The sequence below is a fragment of the Streptomyces sp. NPDC050610 genome (genome assembly GCF_040654875.1).
Lineage (GTDB): Bacteria > Actinomycetota > Actinomycetes > Streptomycetales > Streptomycetaceae > Streptomyces.
The window spans coordinates 16,600-32,114 of record NZ_JBFAIV010000048.1 but is presented as its reverse complement, the minus strand read 5'-3'; the positions used below and the strand labels follow the sequence as shown (position 1 = coordinate 32,114).

General features: G+C 75.0%; 1 protein-coding gene. It reads left to right on the top strand.

Translation table 11 applies throughout. From position 1 onward, the window contains the following. Positions 1–22 precede the first annotated feature (22 nt). Positions 23–15,514, top strand: coding sequence for a type I polyketide synthase (locus tag AB0I22_RS35955; RefSeq protein ID WP_363135228.1), 15,492 nt, complete (start codon positions 23–25; stop codon positions 15,512–15,514). Position 15,515 lies beyond the last annotated feature (1 nt).

Sequence of the window (15,515 nt, the reverse complement as noted above, 5' to 3'; positions counted from 1 at the left end):
AGCTGAGAGAGAGCTGACACCGATGTCCGACGCCCAGAAACTGGACGACAAGAAGCTGCTCGACTACCTCAGGCGCGCCACCGCCGACCTCGGCGAGGCCAAGCGGCGGCTGCGGGACGCCGAGGAGGCCCGGCACGAGCCGATCGCCATCGTCGCCATGGGCTGCCGCTATCCGGGCGGCGCCGACACGCCCGAGCGGCTCTGGGACCTCGTCGCCGGCGGCCGCGACGCCATCACACGATGGCCGGTCGACCGGGGCTGGGACACCGAGGCCCTGTACGACCCCGACCCCGAGCGGCCCGGCACCTCCTACACCCGGCACGGCGGCTTCCTCCACGACGCCTCGGAGTTCGACGCCGAGTTCTTCGGAATCTCGCCGCGCGAGGCCCTGGCCATGGACCCGCAGCAGCGGCTGATCCTGGAGACCGCCTGGGAGACCGTGGAACGGGCCGGGGTCGACCCGACCTCGCTGCGCTCCACCCCGACCGGCGTCTTCCTCGGCGCCATGGGCAACGACTACGGTGCGACGTCCCGTCAACTACCGGAAGTACAAGGGCTGTTGGACACCGGAACGGCCAGCAGTGTGGTCTCCGGACGCGTCGCCTACACCCTGGGCCTCGAAGGGCCCGCGGTGAGTGTGGACACCGCCTGCTCCTCCTCCCTGGTCGCCCTGCACCTGGCGATCCGGGCGCTGCGGGCGGGCGACTGCTCGCTCGCCCTGGCCGGCGGCGTGGCGGTGATGGCCACCCCCGACGCCTTCGTCGCCTTCAGCCGGCAGCGGGCGCTGTCCGCGGACGGCCGCTGCAAGGCTTTCGGCGCGGGCGCGGACGGCACCGGCTGGTCCGAGGGCGCCGGAGTGCTGCTGCTGGAACGGCTCTCGGACGCGACCCGCAACGGCCATCCCGTACTGGCCGTGGTCCGCGGCTCCGCCGTCAACCAGGACGGCGCGAGCAACGGCCTCACCGCGCCCAGCGGCCCCGCCCAGCGACAGGTGATCCGGGCCGCGCTCGCGGACGCGGGGCTGTCCGCCGCAGACGTCGACGCGGTGGAGGCGCACGGTACGGGGACCCGGCTGGGCGACCCGATCGAGGCGCGGGCGCTGCTGGCGACGTACGGTCAGGACCGCCCGGCCGAGCGGCCGTTGTGGTTGGGTTCGCTGAAGTCCAACATCGGCCACACCTCCGCCGCCGCCGGTGTGGGCGGTGTGATCAAGACCGTACTGGCCATGACCCACGGCGAGCTGCCGCCGACCCTGCACGCCGCCGAGCCGACGCCCATGGTCGACTGGACGGCGGGCGGGGTCCGGGTGCTCACCCGGGCGGAGCCGTGGCCGGAGACCGGCCGCCCGAGGCGGGCGGGCGTCTCCGCGTTCGGCGTCAGCGGCACCAATGCCCACCTGATCCTGGAACAGCCCCCCGAGCCCGCTGCGGCCGCCGCGCCCGGCACGGCGGACGGCGAAGGGCGCGGCACGGCGGACGTCACCGCGCTCGGCACAGCGGACATCACCGGGCCCGACACCCCCGACGCTGCCTCGGGCGCCCCAGGTGACGCCGCGACCGTAGCGGCGAACCTCCCGTGGGTGCTCTCCGCCAGGAGCGAAGAGGCCCTGCGCGACCAGGCGCGGCGGCTGCTGAGCCACCTGGACGGCACCGCGCCGACGCGGCCCGAGGAGATCGGCCGCGCTCTCGCCACCACCCGCGCGTCCTTGAAGCACCGGGCCGCCGTCGTGGGCGCGGACACCGCCGAGCTGACGGCCGGGGTACGGGCGCTGGCCGACGGCGCACCCGCACCGCACCTCGTTCAGGCAGGCGTCGAGACGACCGGCCGCACCGTGTTCGTCTTCCCCGGCCAGGGTTCCCAGTGGGCCGGGATGGCCGCCGAACTGCTCGACGCGGAGCCGGTGTTCGCGGATCGCATCGCGGAGTGCGAGCGGGCACTGTCGCCGTTCGTCGACTGGTCGCTGGAAGCCGTGCTGCGCACGCGGCCTGACGCCCCGTCGCTGGAGCGGGTCGACGTCGTGCAGCCGGTGCTGTTCGCCGTGATGGTGTCGCTGGCCGCGCTGTGGCGCTCGTACGGCATCGAGCCGGGCGCCGTGGTCGGGCACTCCCAGGGCGAGATCGCCGCCGCCTGCGTCGCCGGAGCCCTGTCGCTCGATGACGCCGCGCGCGTCGTGGCGCTGCGGAGCAAGGCGCTGCGCGCCCTGTCGGGGCGCGGCGGCATGGTGTCCGTGTCCCTTCCCGCCGCGGAGGTGGGGGAGTGGATCGCCGACTGGGACGGCAAGCTGTCCGTCGCCGCCGTCAACGGCCCCGCCTCCACCGTCGTGTCGGGTGACGCGGACGCGTTGGGCGAGCTGCTGGAACGGGCCGAGGCAAGGGAAGTACGGGCCCGTCGCGTACCGGTGGACTACGCCTCGCACTCCGCGCACGTCGAGGACATTCACCAGCAACTCCTGTCCGAGCTGGCGGAACTGACGCCCCGACGGTCCGACGTCCCGTTCTACTCCACGGTCACCGGAGACCTGCTCGACACCACGGCCCTCGACGCCGAGTACTGGTACCGCAATCTCCGCCGGACCGTCGAGTTCGAGAAGACGACGCGCACCCTGTTCGACGCCGGGTTCCGGTTCTTCGTGGAGCCCAGCGCGCACCCCGTCCTCACCTTCGGCGTGCAGGAGACCGCCGACGCCGCGGGCGTCGCCGACTCCGGGCAGGGGCCCGCCGTCGCGCTCGGCACACTGCGGCGGGACGACGGCGGCCGGGACCGGATGCTGCTCTCGCTCGGGGAGGCGTGGGCCAACGGGCTGTCGCCCGACTGGGGACGGGTGTTCCCCGGCTCCGGCGGCGGGCACGTGGCGCTGCCGACGTACGCCTTCCAGCGCAAGCCGTACTGGCTGCGGGACCCCGACGGCGGCGCGCGCGGCGGGACGGCCGAAGCCGGCGGAGCGGACCAGGACGGTTTCTGGGAAGCGATCGGCGGCGGCGACCTCGACCGGCTGACCTCGACCATCGGCGTCGCCCCGAACGACCCCCTGAGCGTCGTGCTGCCCGCCCTGACCGACTGGCGGACGCGGCGTCAGGAGCGGTCCGTGGTGGACTCCTGGCGCTACCGGCTGGACTGGAGGGCCCTGCCCGAGGGCGCGCCCGCCGCACTGTCCGGTACCTGGCTGGTCCTGTCGTCGGCCGCCCACGCCGAGGACGCGCGCTCGGCCGACTGCGTACGCGCCCTGGAAGCGGCCGGGGCCACCACCGTGCGCCTCTTCCTCACCGAAGCGGACACCGACCGCGCGACCCTCGCCGCGCGCCTCGCCGACACCGACCGCGCGACCCTCGCCGCGCGCCTCGCCGACACCGTGGACGCGATGGACGCGACCAACGGCTCGATTGACGTCTCGGTCGGCGGTCCGGTCGGCGGTCCCGTCGCGGGAGTGCTGTCCCTGCTGGGCCTGGACGAGAGCCCCCACCCCGTCCACCCCGCCGTCCCCATGGGCACCGCGCTGAACCTGGCCCTGGCACAGGCCCTCGGCGACGCCGCAGTCGAGGCGCCCCTGTGGTGGGCCACCCGCGGGGCCGTCGCGACCGGCCCCGACGACGGACCGGTCAGCGCCGCCGCGAACCTGCTCTGGGGCCTCGGCCGGGTGGCCGCCCTGGAGTACCCCCGCCGCTGGGGCGGCCTCGTCGACCTCCCCGAAACCCTGGACGACGCCACCGCCGCTCGACTCTGCCGGACCCTGGCCGGCGGCCTCGGCGACGAGGACCAGGTGGCCGTGCGCGCGTCGGGCTGCCACGGCCGCCGCCTGGTACGGGCCCCGCTGGGCGACGCCCCCGCGCCCCGCGACTGGCGCCCCCGCGGCACCACCCTCATCACCGGCGGTACGGGCGGCATCGGCGCCCAGATCGCCCGCTGGCTGGCGCGACGCGGCGCGGAGCACATCGTGCTGGTCAGCCGGGGCGGCCCCGACGCGCCCGGCGCCGCCGAACTGTCCGAGGAACTGACCGGCCTCGGCGCCCGTACCACCCTCGCCTCCTGCGACGTCGCCGACCTGGACGCGCTGCGCTCCCTGAAGGAGGGCCTGGAGCGGGACGGCTGTGAGATCCGCACCGTCCTGCACGCCGCGGGCGGCGGGTCGCTGGTGCCGCTGCCCGACACCGACCTGGACGAGTTCGCCGAGACGCTGCACGCGAAGGTCGGCGGGGCCCGCAACCTGGACCTGCTCTTCGACGGGGACTCGCTCGACGCGTTCGTGCTGTTCTCCTCGATCTCCGGAGTGTGGGGCAGCGCCATCCACGGCGCGTACGCCGCCGCCAACGCCTACCTCGACGGGCTGGCCGAGCGCCGCCGCGCCCGCGACCTGGCCGGAACCTCCGTGGTGTGGGGCATCTGGAGCCCCGAGGACGGCGGCGGCATGGCCGCCAACCTCGTCGAGGAGGAACTGCGCGGGCACGGCATCCTCTTCATGCCGCCCCCGGTGGCCATCACCGGCTTGCAGCAGGTGCTGGACCACGACGAGACCGTGGTGCTCGTCGCCGACGTCGACTGGGACCGCTTCGCCCCCGTCTTCACCTCGGCCAGGCCCAGTCCGCTCATCAGCGAACTGCCGGAAGTACGCGCTATTTTGACGGAAGCTCAGGAGGAAGGGTCGGCCGAGGTCGGGGCGACCGCCGCGCTGCGGACCAGACTGCTGGCCCAGTCGGCGGCCGAGCGCCACCGGACGCTGGCCGACCTGGTCCGTACGCACGCGGCCGGCGTGCTCGGCCACGACTCGCCGGACGCCGTCACGCCGGGCCGCGCCTTCCGCGAACTGGGCTTCGACTCGCTGACCGCCGTCGACATGCGCAACAGGCTGGGCGCCGCCACCGGCCTCAAGCTGCCCGTCACCGTCGTCTTCGACTACTCCTCGGCCACCGCCCTCGCCCGCCACCTGGGGACGCTGCTCCTGGGGGATGGGGGCTCGGGCGAGGAGATCGCGGGGCAGGGGACGGCTGCCGATACCGCCGGGGCCCTGCCCGTACCGGCGGCCCCGGCGGTGGACGACGACCCGATCGCCATCGTCGCCATGAGCTGCCGCTATCCCGGCGGCGTACGGACCCCAGAGGACCTGTGGCGCCTGGTGGCGGAGGGGCGGGACGCCGTCACCGAGCTGCCCGCCGACCGCGGCTGGGACCTCGACGACCTCTATGACGCCGACCCCGACCGCCCCGGCAAGAGCTACGCGGCGGCGGGCGGCTTCGTGCACGACGCCGGGCGGTTCGACCCCGCGTTCTTCGGGATCTCCCCGCGCGAGGCCCTGGCCATGGACCCGCAGCAGCGGCTGCTCCTGGAGACCTCCTGGGAGGCCGTCGAGCGCGCGGGCATCGACCCCGCCACCCTGCACGGCACCCGCACGGGCATCTTCGCGGGCGCCTCGTACCAGGGCTACGGCGGCAGCATGCGCGACGTGCCCGACGAGCTGGAGGGCCTGTTCATCGCGGGCATCTCCACCAGCGTCCTGTCCGGCCGGGTCGCCTACCAACTGGGTCTCCAGGGGCCCGCGATCACCGTGGACACCGCCTGCTCCTCGTCGCTGGTCGCCGTGCACCTGGCGGCCCGCGCGCTGCGCGCGGGCGAGTGCACGCTGGCCCTGGCCGGCGGCGCCACCGTCATCGGCACCCCCCTGTCCTTCACCGGCTTCAGCCGCCAGCGCGGGCTCGCCGAGGACGGCCGCTGCAAGTCCTTCGCCGCCTCGGCGGACGGCTTCGGCATGGCCGAGGGCGTCGGACTGCTGGTCCTGGAGCGGCTCTCGGACGCCCGCCGCAACGGCCACCCGGTGCTCGCGCTGGTGCGCGGCTCCGCCGTCAACCAGGACGGCGCCAGCAACGGCCTGACCGCGCCGAGCGGGCTGGCGCAGCAACGGGTGATCCGTGGAGCCCTCGCCGACGCCGGGCTGTCCGCCGCCGACGTGGACGCCGTCGAGGCGCACGGCACCGGCACCCGGCTCGGCGACCCCATCGAGGCCGACGCGCTGCTGGCGACGTACGGTCAGGACCGGCCCGCCGAGCGGCCGTTGCTCCTCGGGTCGCTGAAGTCCAACATCGGTCACAGCCAGGCCGCCGCCGGGGTCGCGGGCATCATGAAGATGGTGCTCGCGATGGAGCACGGCGTGCTGCCCCGCACCCTGCACATCGACGAGCCGACCCCCAACGTCGACTGGACCACCGGCTCCGTCTCGCTGCTGACCGAGGCCGCCTCGTGGCCGGAGGCCGGCCGGCCCCGCCGGGCCGGGGTGTCCTCCTTCGGCCTCAGCGGCACCAACGCGCACATCATCGTGGAGCAGCCGGAATCGATGCCGGGATCGGTGCCGGGATCGGTGCTGGAGCCGGAGCCGGAATCGCAGCCGGTTTCTGGGGCGGGCCCAGTGTCCGAATCCGAGGCTGTCTCCGACACCGCCTCCGACACCGTCCCCTGGGTCCTGTCCGGCCGTACCCCCGACGCGCTCGCGGCCCAAGCGGCCCGGCTGCACTCCTATCTGACGGAGCGTCCCGCGATCTCAGTGCAGGACGCCGGATACTCCCTCGCCACCACCAGGACCGCCTTCGAGCACCGCGCGGCCGTCGTCGGGGACGACCGTGAGGCGCTGCTGGGCGGGCTCGCCGCCCTGGCGGCCGGGGAACGCGCCCCCGGCGTGGTCAGCGGCACGGTGGCCCGGTCGGACCGGACGGTGTTCGTCTTCCCCGGCCAGGGCTCGCAGTGGACCGGCATGGCGCGCGAACTCCTCGATCGCGCCCCGGCCTTCGTGGAGCGGATCGCCGCCTGCGAACGGGCCCTGGCCCCGCACCTCGACTGGTCGCTGATGGACGTCCTTCGGGACGCGCCGGACGCGCCGCCGCTGGACCGGGTGGACGTGGTGCAGCCGGTGCTGTTCGCGGTGATGGTGTCGCTGGCCGACCTGTGGCGCTCGTACGGGGTCGTCCCCGACGCCGTCATCGGCCACTCGCAGGGCGAGATCGCCGCCGCCTGCGTCGCGGGCGCCCTGTCCCTGGAGGACGCCGCGAGGATCGTCGCGCTGCGCAGCAAGGCGCTCCGCGCGCTGACCGGGCGCGGCGGCATGCTCTTCGTGCCGCTCCCCGCCGAACGCCTCCGCGAGCGGCTGACCGCCTGGGACGGCGTGCTCGGCGTCGCCGCCGTCAACGGGCCGACCTCCGCGACGGTCTCCGGCGACCCGGCGGCCCTCGCCGAACTCCAGGACGCGCTCTCCGCCGACGGCGTGCTGTGCTGGCCGATCCCCGGCGTGGACTTCGCCGGGCATTCCGTCCAGGTCGAGGAGATCCGCCAGGAACTGCTGACCATCCTTGCCGAGGTCCGGCCGCGCCCCTCCCAGGTCCCGTTCTACTCCACGGTCACCGGCGGGCTGATCGACACCGCGGCCATGGACGCCGAGTACTGGTACCGCAACCTGCGGCAGCCCGTGGAGTTCGCGCGGACCGTGGACGCGCTGCTCGCCGACGGGCACGGGGTGTTCGTCGAATGCAGTACCCACCCCGCCCTCGCGGTCTGGCTCCAGGAGGCGATCGAGGCCGCCGGAGCCAGCGGCGGTGTCGTCATGACGCTGCGTCAGGACGAGGGTGGCATGGGCAGGTTCCTCGCCTCCCTAGCCCAACTTCACGTTCTCGGCGCACCGGTGGACTGGGAGTCCGTCTTCGCGGGTTCCGGAGCGCGCGTACGGCCGCTGCCCACCTACGCGTTCCAGCAGCAGCAGTACTGGTTCACCGCCGCACCCGCCGCGTCGGATTCCGGCGGCGATCAGGACGCACCCGCCCTCGACAGCGGATTCTGGGACGCCGTCGAACGGGAAGACCTCGACGCCCTCGCCGACACGCTCCGCGTCGACGACGCGGAACTGCGCTCCTCCCTGGCCGGCGTCGTCCCCGCGCTCTCCGACTGGCTCCGCGAGCGCCGCGGCCACTCCACCATCGGCGGCTGGCGCTACCGCGTCACCTGGAAGCCCCTGCCGACGGAGGGCGCGCCCGCCCTCCACGGCACCTGGCTCATCGCCGTACCCGCCGGAACCGCCGACGGCCCCACCGCGACGGCCTGCGTACGGGCCCTGAGCGCGCACGGGGCCGCGCCGGTCCTGATCGAAGCGGGCCGGGACGCCGCCGACCGCGGCCGTTTCGCCGAACTGCTGCCGGACGACATGTCGTCCGAGGTCCCCGCCGGGGTCCTCTCCCTGCTGGCACAGGACGAATCGCCCTACGCCGAGGGCTCCGGAACGCCGACCGGGCTCGTCCTCACCGTCGCCCTGCTCCAGGCGCTCGGCGACGCCGGATTCGACGCGCCCGTCTGGTGCGCGACTCAGGGCGCGGTGTCCATCGGCAAGTCCGACCGGCTGCGCAGCGCCACGCAGGCCCTCGCCTGGGGGCTCGGCGGGGTCGCCGGGGTCGAGTACCCGCAGCGCTGGGCCGGGCTGATCGACCTCCCCGAGCACCTGGACGACCGGGCACAGACCCGGCTCGCCGAAGTGCTGTCCGGCACCGGAACCGGCCCGAAGGCCGGTTCCAGGTACGGGAAGGACCGCCTCAACTACGGCAAGGACAGCCTCAAGCGCGGCAAGGACGGGATCAAGTACGGCATCGACGGCGAGGACCAGCTCGCGCTCCGCGCCTCCGGAGTGTTCGGCCGTCGGCTCGCCCCCGCCGCCCTCGGCGACACAACACCCGCCCGCACCTGGACCCCTGACGGCACGACACTCATCACCGGCGGCACCCGCGGCCTCGGCGCCCAAGTCGCCCGCCACCTCGCCCGCAACGGCGCCCCCCACCTGCTGCTCACCAGCCGCCGCGGCGCCGGCACCCCCGGCCTGGACGATCTGCTCGCCGAACTGGAGCAGCTCGGCGCCGAGGTGACGGTGGCCGCCTGCGACGCCGCGGACCGGGACGCCCTGGCCCGGCTCCTGGCGGACATCCCGGCCGGGCAGCCGCTGCGGGCCGTCGTGCACGCGGCGGGCGTCCTGGACGACGGGGTGATCGACTCGATCACCCCCGAGCGGGCCGCCGGCGTCCTGCGGCCCAAGCTGGACGCCGCCCACCACCTCGACGAACTCACCCGCGACCTGGACCTGACCGCGTTCGTACTGTTCTCCTCGCTCGCCGGCACCCTCGGCGGCACCGGGCAGGGCAGCTACGCCGCGGCCAACGCCTACCTCGACGCCCTCGCCCAGCAGCGCCGCGACCGGGGCCTGCCGGGCACCTCCGTGGCCTGGGGCCTGTGGGCCGGGGACAGCCTCGCCGCCGGGGCCGTCGGCGAGCGGCTCGTACGCAACGGACTGCCCGCGATGGACCCCGAACTGGCGACCGCCGCCCTCCAGCAGGCCCTGGACCACGACGACACCCGCGTCCTCATCGCCGACTTCGCCTGGGACCGCTTCGTACGGGCGTTCACCGCCCTGCGCCCCAGCCCCGCCATCAGCGAACTCCCGGACGTACGACGGGTGATGGACAAAGCGCGGCCCTCCGGCGGCGGGGACCCGGGAACCGAATCTCCGGCCCGGCGGCTGGCCGGACTGCCCGCCGCGGACCGCGACCGCGCCCTCCTCGACCTCGTACGCACCGAGGTGGCCGAGGTGCTCGGCCATCCCGGGCCGGAGGCGGTCGACCCCGACCGGGCCTTCAAGGACATCGGCTTCGACTCGCTGACCGCCGTCGACCTGCGCAACCGCCTCGCCGAGGCCACCGGGCTGCGGCTCTCGGTCACCCTGGCCTTCGACTACCCGACCGCGACCGTACTGGCCGGGCACCTGCGCACCGAACTGCTCGGAGCCTTCGGCGCACCTGAGGCCGAAGAGCAGCCCACCGCGCCCGATGAGCGGCCCGACGCCGCACCGGACGAAGCGAGTGGCGACGACCCGATCGCCGTCGTCGCGATGAGCTGCCGCTTCCCCGGCGGCGTCGCCACCCCCGAGGAGCTGTGGACGCTCCTCACCTCCGGCGGTGACGCCATCACCGGCTTCCCCACCGGCCGGGGCTGGGACCTCGAAGGGCTCTACGACCCCGACCCGGACCGGGTCGGCAGCACCTACGCGCAGGAGGGCGGCTTCCTGCACGACGCCGACCACTTCGACCCGGCCTTCTTCGGGATCTCCCCGCGCGAGGCCCTGACCATCGACCCCCAGCAGCGGCTGCTCCTGGAACTCTCCTGGGAGGCCGTCGAGCGCGCGGGCATCGACCCGCTGGCCCTCAAGGGCAGTGCGAGCGGCGTCTTCGTCGGATGCAGCCACCACGACTACGGCTCACGGGTCGCCGAACCCTCCGAGGAGTCCGAGGGCTACCTCGGCATCGGCAGCGCGGGCAGCGTGGCCTCCGGCCGCATCTCCTACAGCCTCGGCTTGGAGGGCCCCGCCGTCACCGTCGACACGGCGTGCTCCTCGTCGCTGGTCGCGGTGCACCTCGCCGCGCAGGCGCTGCGCGCGGGCGAGTGCGTGCTGGCCCTGGCCGGGGGCGTGACCGTGATGTCGACGCCCGGCGCGTTCGTCGAGTTCAGCAGGCAGCGGGTGCTGGCCGCGGACGGGCGCTGCAAGCCCTTCGCGGCCGCCGCCGATGGCACTTCCTGGGCCGAGGGCGCCGGACTGCTGGTCCTGGAGCGGCTCTCGGACGCCCGCCGCAACGGCCACCCCGTGCTTGCGCTGGTGCGCGGCTCCGCCGTCAACCAGGACGGCGCCAGCAACGGCCTCACCGCGCCCAACGGGCCCTCCCAACAACGCGTGATCCGCCAGGCCCTCGCAGGCTCGGGGCTGTCCGCCGCCGACGTGGACGCCGTCGAGGCGCACGGCACCGGCACCAAGCTCGGCGACCCCATCGAGGCGCAGGCGCTCTTGGCGACATACGGTCAGAACCGGCCCACGGAACGGCCGTTGCTCCTCGGCTCGCTGAAATCCAACATCGGTCACAGTCAGGCCGCCGCCGGGGTCGCGGGCATCATCAAGATGGTCCTCGCGATGCAGCACGGCGAACTGCCGCACACCCTGCACATCGACGAGCCGACGCCCTACGTGGACTGGTCGGCCGGGTCCGTACACCTGCTGACCGAACGCACCGCGTGGCCCGAGACCGGCCGCCCGCGCCGGGCGGGCGTCTCCTCCTTCGGCGTCAGCGGCACCAACGCCCACACCATCCTCGAACACGTCCCGGCCCCGGAACCGGCCGCCGCCCCCGATTCCCCAGCCGACGGCCCCGAGGGCGGGGACCCGCAGCGCGCCGTCCTGCCCTGGCTGCTGTCCGGCCGGAGCGCCGAAGCCCTCCAGGCCCAGGCCGGACGCCTCCTCCAGCACACCCGCACGCACTCCGCCGACCCCGCCGATCTCGGCTACTCTCTCGCCGCGCACCGCAGCGCCTTCGAGCACCGCGCGGTCCTCACCGGCGAGAGCCGGCCCGCGCTGCTCGCCGCCCTGGCCGCGCTCGCCGCCGGCGAGCCGTCGCCTGACCTGGTGCGGGGCGTCACCGGCGGCGCGGGCAAGACGGCCTTCCTCTTCCCCGGGCAGGGCAGCCAGCGCACCGGTATGGGCGCCGGGCTGTACGCGCGCCACCCGGTGTTCGCCGACGCCTTCGACGCGGTCTGCGCGGAACTCGACCCGCTGCTCGACCGCCCCCTCCGCGACGTGATCAACGCGGCCCCGGACAGCCCCGACGCCGGACTGCTGGACCGTACGGCCTACACCCAGCCCGCCCTGTTCGCCCTCGGAGTCGCCCTCTACCGGCTGGTCGAGCACTGGGGCATCACCCCCGACCAGCTCCTCGGCCACTCCGTCGGCGAGCTGGCCGCGGCCCACGTCGCCGGGGTCCTCACGCTGCCCGACGCCGCCGCGCTCGTAGCGGCCCGGGGCCGGCTGATGGAGGCGCTGCCGCCCGGCGGCGCGATGGTCTCCCTCACCGCCTCCGAAGCGGACCTGCTGCCGCTGCTGGCCGGCCGGGAGGAAGAGGTCAGCGTCGCCGCCGTCAACGGCCCCGCCTCCACCGTGATCTCAGGGGACGAGCAGGCCGTCATGGAGATCGCCGCGCAGGCGGAGGCGCTCGGCCGCAAGACCAAGCGGCTGCGCGTCAGCCACGCCTTCCACTCCCCGCGCATGGAACCGATGCTCGCCGAGTTCCGCGAGGTCGCCGCCCGCGTCGAGTACGGGCGGGCGGCCGTCCCCATCGTCTCCGACCTGACCGGAACCACGGCCACCGACGAACAGCTCGGCTCCCCGCAGTACTGGGCCGACCACGTACGCGGCACCGTCCGGTTCCTCGACGGCCTGCGCCACCTGGAGCGCCGAGGCGTCACGAGCTACCTGGAACTCGGCCCCGACGGCGCGCTGAGCAGCATGGGCCAGGACTGCCTGGGCGACGCCTCCGACGGCACGGTGCTGGTGCCGCTGCTCCGCAAGGACCGCCCCGAGCCCGCCGCCCTCACCACCGCCCTCGCCCGGCTGCACGTACACGGCGCAGCCGTCGACTGGCCCGCCGTCTTCGCGGACAGCGGCGCCCGCCCCACCGCGCTGCCCACCTACGCCTTCCAGCGCCTGCCCTACTGGCTCGCCGCCACGGCCGCGACCGCCGACCTGCCGGCCGCCGGACTGCGCCCCGCCGAACACCCGCTGCTCGGCGCGGCCTGCCGGCTCGCCGACTCCGGCACCTCCCTGTTCACCACCCGGCTCTCGGTCCGCAGCCACCCCTGGCTCGCCGACCACGGCGTCTACGAAGGCGTCCTCTTCCCCGCCACCGCCTTCCTGGAACTCGCCCTGCACGCCGCCGACCAGGTCGGCGGCGCCGTCGTGGAGGAACTCACCCTCGAAGCGCCGCTGCTGCTCCCCGAGACCGGCGCCATCGCGCTGCAACTCGCCGTGGGCCCGCCCGACGGCTCCGGAACCCGCCCGGTCACCGTCCACGCCAGGCCCGACGACGCCCTGCCCGACGACCCCTGGACCCGCCACGCCAGCGGCCTGCTGGCCGAAGCGGACGAGCCCGCGACGGACAAGCACGCACCGGACGGCGCACCGGACAACGCACCGGACCGCACAGCCGACCGCGCCGAGGACTTCGCGCTCTGGCCGCCGGCCGACGCCGTGCCGCTGGACGCGGACGGGCTCTACGCACGGTTCGCCGAGGGCGGATTCGCCTACGGACCCGCGTTCCAGGGGCTGCGCGCCGCCTGGCGGCGCGGCGACGAGGTCTTCGCCGAGGCGGCCCTGCCCGCCGCGCAGCAACCGGACGCCGGACGGTTCGGACTGCACCCCGCGCTCCTCGACGCGGCCCTCCACGCGCTCGTATTCGACGTGCTCGAAGGCCCGGCCAAGGGCTGGCTGCCGTTCTCCTGGAACGGAGCGCGGCTGCACGCCTCGGGCGCGAACACCCTCCGGATCCGGCTGACCCCGGCGGGCCGCGACACCGTCGCCGTGACGGCGGCCGACCCCACCGGCCGCCCCGTCCTCTCCGCCGCCTCCCTCGTCCTGCGGCCCGTCTCCGCCGACCAGGTCAAGGCGGCCCGCAGCGGCCACCACGAGGAACTGTTCCGCCCCGAATGGCACGCCCTGCCCCAGCGGCCCGACGCGTCCGAGTCCACCGCCGACTGGACCGCGCTCGGCGCCCGCGCCCCCTGGTGGCAGCACACCCCGGTCCGTACCGCCGCCGGCCTCGCCGCACTCGCGGCGCAGACCGACGCCGGTGAACCCGCGCCCCGCCTCGTCCTGGCGACCTCCCCGCCGTCGGCGGCCGACAGCGCGGACGCCGTACGGACCGCCGTCGCCGACGTCCTCGCGCTGCTCCAGGAGTGGCTCGCCGACGAACGGTTCGCCACCGCCAAGCTCGCCGTGGTCACCTGCGGAGCGGTCGCCGTCGACGCCGGGGACGACGTCCGCGACCTCGCGCAGGCGGCCGTATGGGGACTGGTGCGCACCGCGCAGACCGAGCATCCCGACCGGTTCGTGCTGGTGGACGTCGACGCCCACGACGCCTCGCCGGCCGCCCTCGCCGGGGCCCTGGCCTCGGGCGAACCGCAGCTCGCCGTACGCGCCGGGACCGCGCACGCCGCCCGGCTGGCGCGCGTACCGCTGTCCGCGCCCGAACGCCGCCCCGGCTGGGATCCGCAGGGCACCGTACTGATCACCGGCGGCACCGGCGCCATCGGCTCCCACCTCGCCCGCCACCTCGTCACCGAACACGGCGTGCGGCACCTTCTGCTCACCAGCCGCACCGGCCCGACCGCCGAGGGCGCGGCCGACCTCCTGACCGAACTGGCCGCACTCGGCGCCGAGGCCGAGGTCGCCGCCTGCGACGCCGCCGACCGCGACGCGCTCGCCGCACTGCTGGCCGGCATCGACCCGAACCACCCCCTCACCGGCGTGGTGCACGCGGCGGGCGCCCTCGCCGACTCGGTCCTCGCCACCATGACGCCCGCACAGCTCGACACCGCGCTGCGCCCCAAGGTGGACGCCGCGATCAACCTCCACGAACTCACCGCCGGCCTCGACCTCTCCGAGTTCGTCCTGTTCTCCTCGATCGCCGGCGTCTTCGGGGGCATGGGCCAGGGCAACTACGCGGCGGCCAACTCCTTCCTCGACGCCCTCGCCCACCGGCGGCGGGCCCAAGGGCTCCCCGGCGCCTCCCTGGCCTGGGGCCTGTGGGCCAACGGCGGCGGCATGACCGGCGGGCTGAGCGAGGCCGACCTCCGGCGGATCGCCCGCGGCGGCATCGTCGCGTTCACGCCCGCCGAGGGCCTGGCCCTGTTCGACGCGGCGGGCGCGGTCGCCGAACCGGTACTGCTGCCCCTGCGCCTCGACACCAGGGCCGTACGCGCCCAGGCCGACACCCAGGGCGTGCCCCCGCTGCTGAGCGGCCTCGTCAGGGCGTCGGCCCGGCGCGGCGCCGCGAGCGGCGGCGAGGGCGAGACCGGCCCCGACACGGCGGCGGCGCTCCGCAAGCGGCTCGGCGGGCTCAACGAGGCGCAGCGCAACCGCGTCCTGCTCGAACTCGTCCGCTCGCACGCCTCGATGGTCCTCGGCTTCACCGGCGCCGCCGCCGTGGAACCCGGCCGCGGCCTCCTGGAGATGGGCTTCGACTCACTGACCGCCGTCGAACTGCGCAACCGCCTCCGCGCCGCCACCGGCCTCCGGCTCCCGGCCACCCTGCTGTTCGACTACCCGACGTCTACGGCCATCGCCGGACACCTCGCCACCGAGTTCGTACCCGACCCCGCCGCCGGACCCGGCCCGGTTCCCGGCCTCTCCGAACTGGACCAGCTGGAGCGCGCGATCGACGGCGGCGACCTCAACGGCACCGCCCGCGCCACGCTCACGGAACGGCTGCGGAAGCTGCTCGGCGGGCTCGACCCGGACGGCGGCGCCTACGGCGACGGCGGCGGCAGCAACGGACGCAGCGGTGATGGCGAGAACGGCGGCAACGGCAACGGCAACGACAACGAGAAGGGCACGACGATCGAGGACCGGATGGACGGCGCGACGGACGACGAGCTCTTCGACCTCATCGACAACGAACTCGGCTCGTCATGAC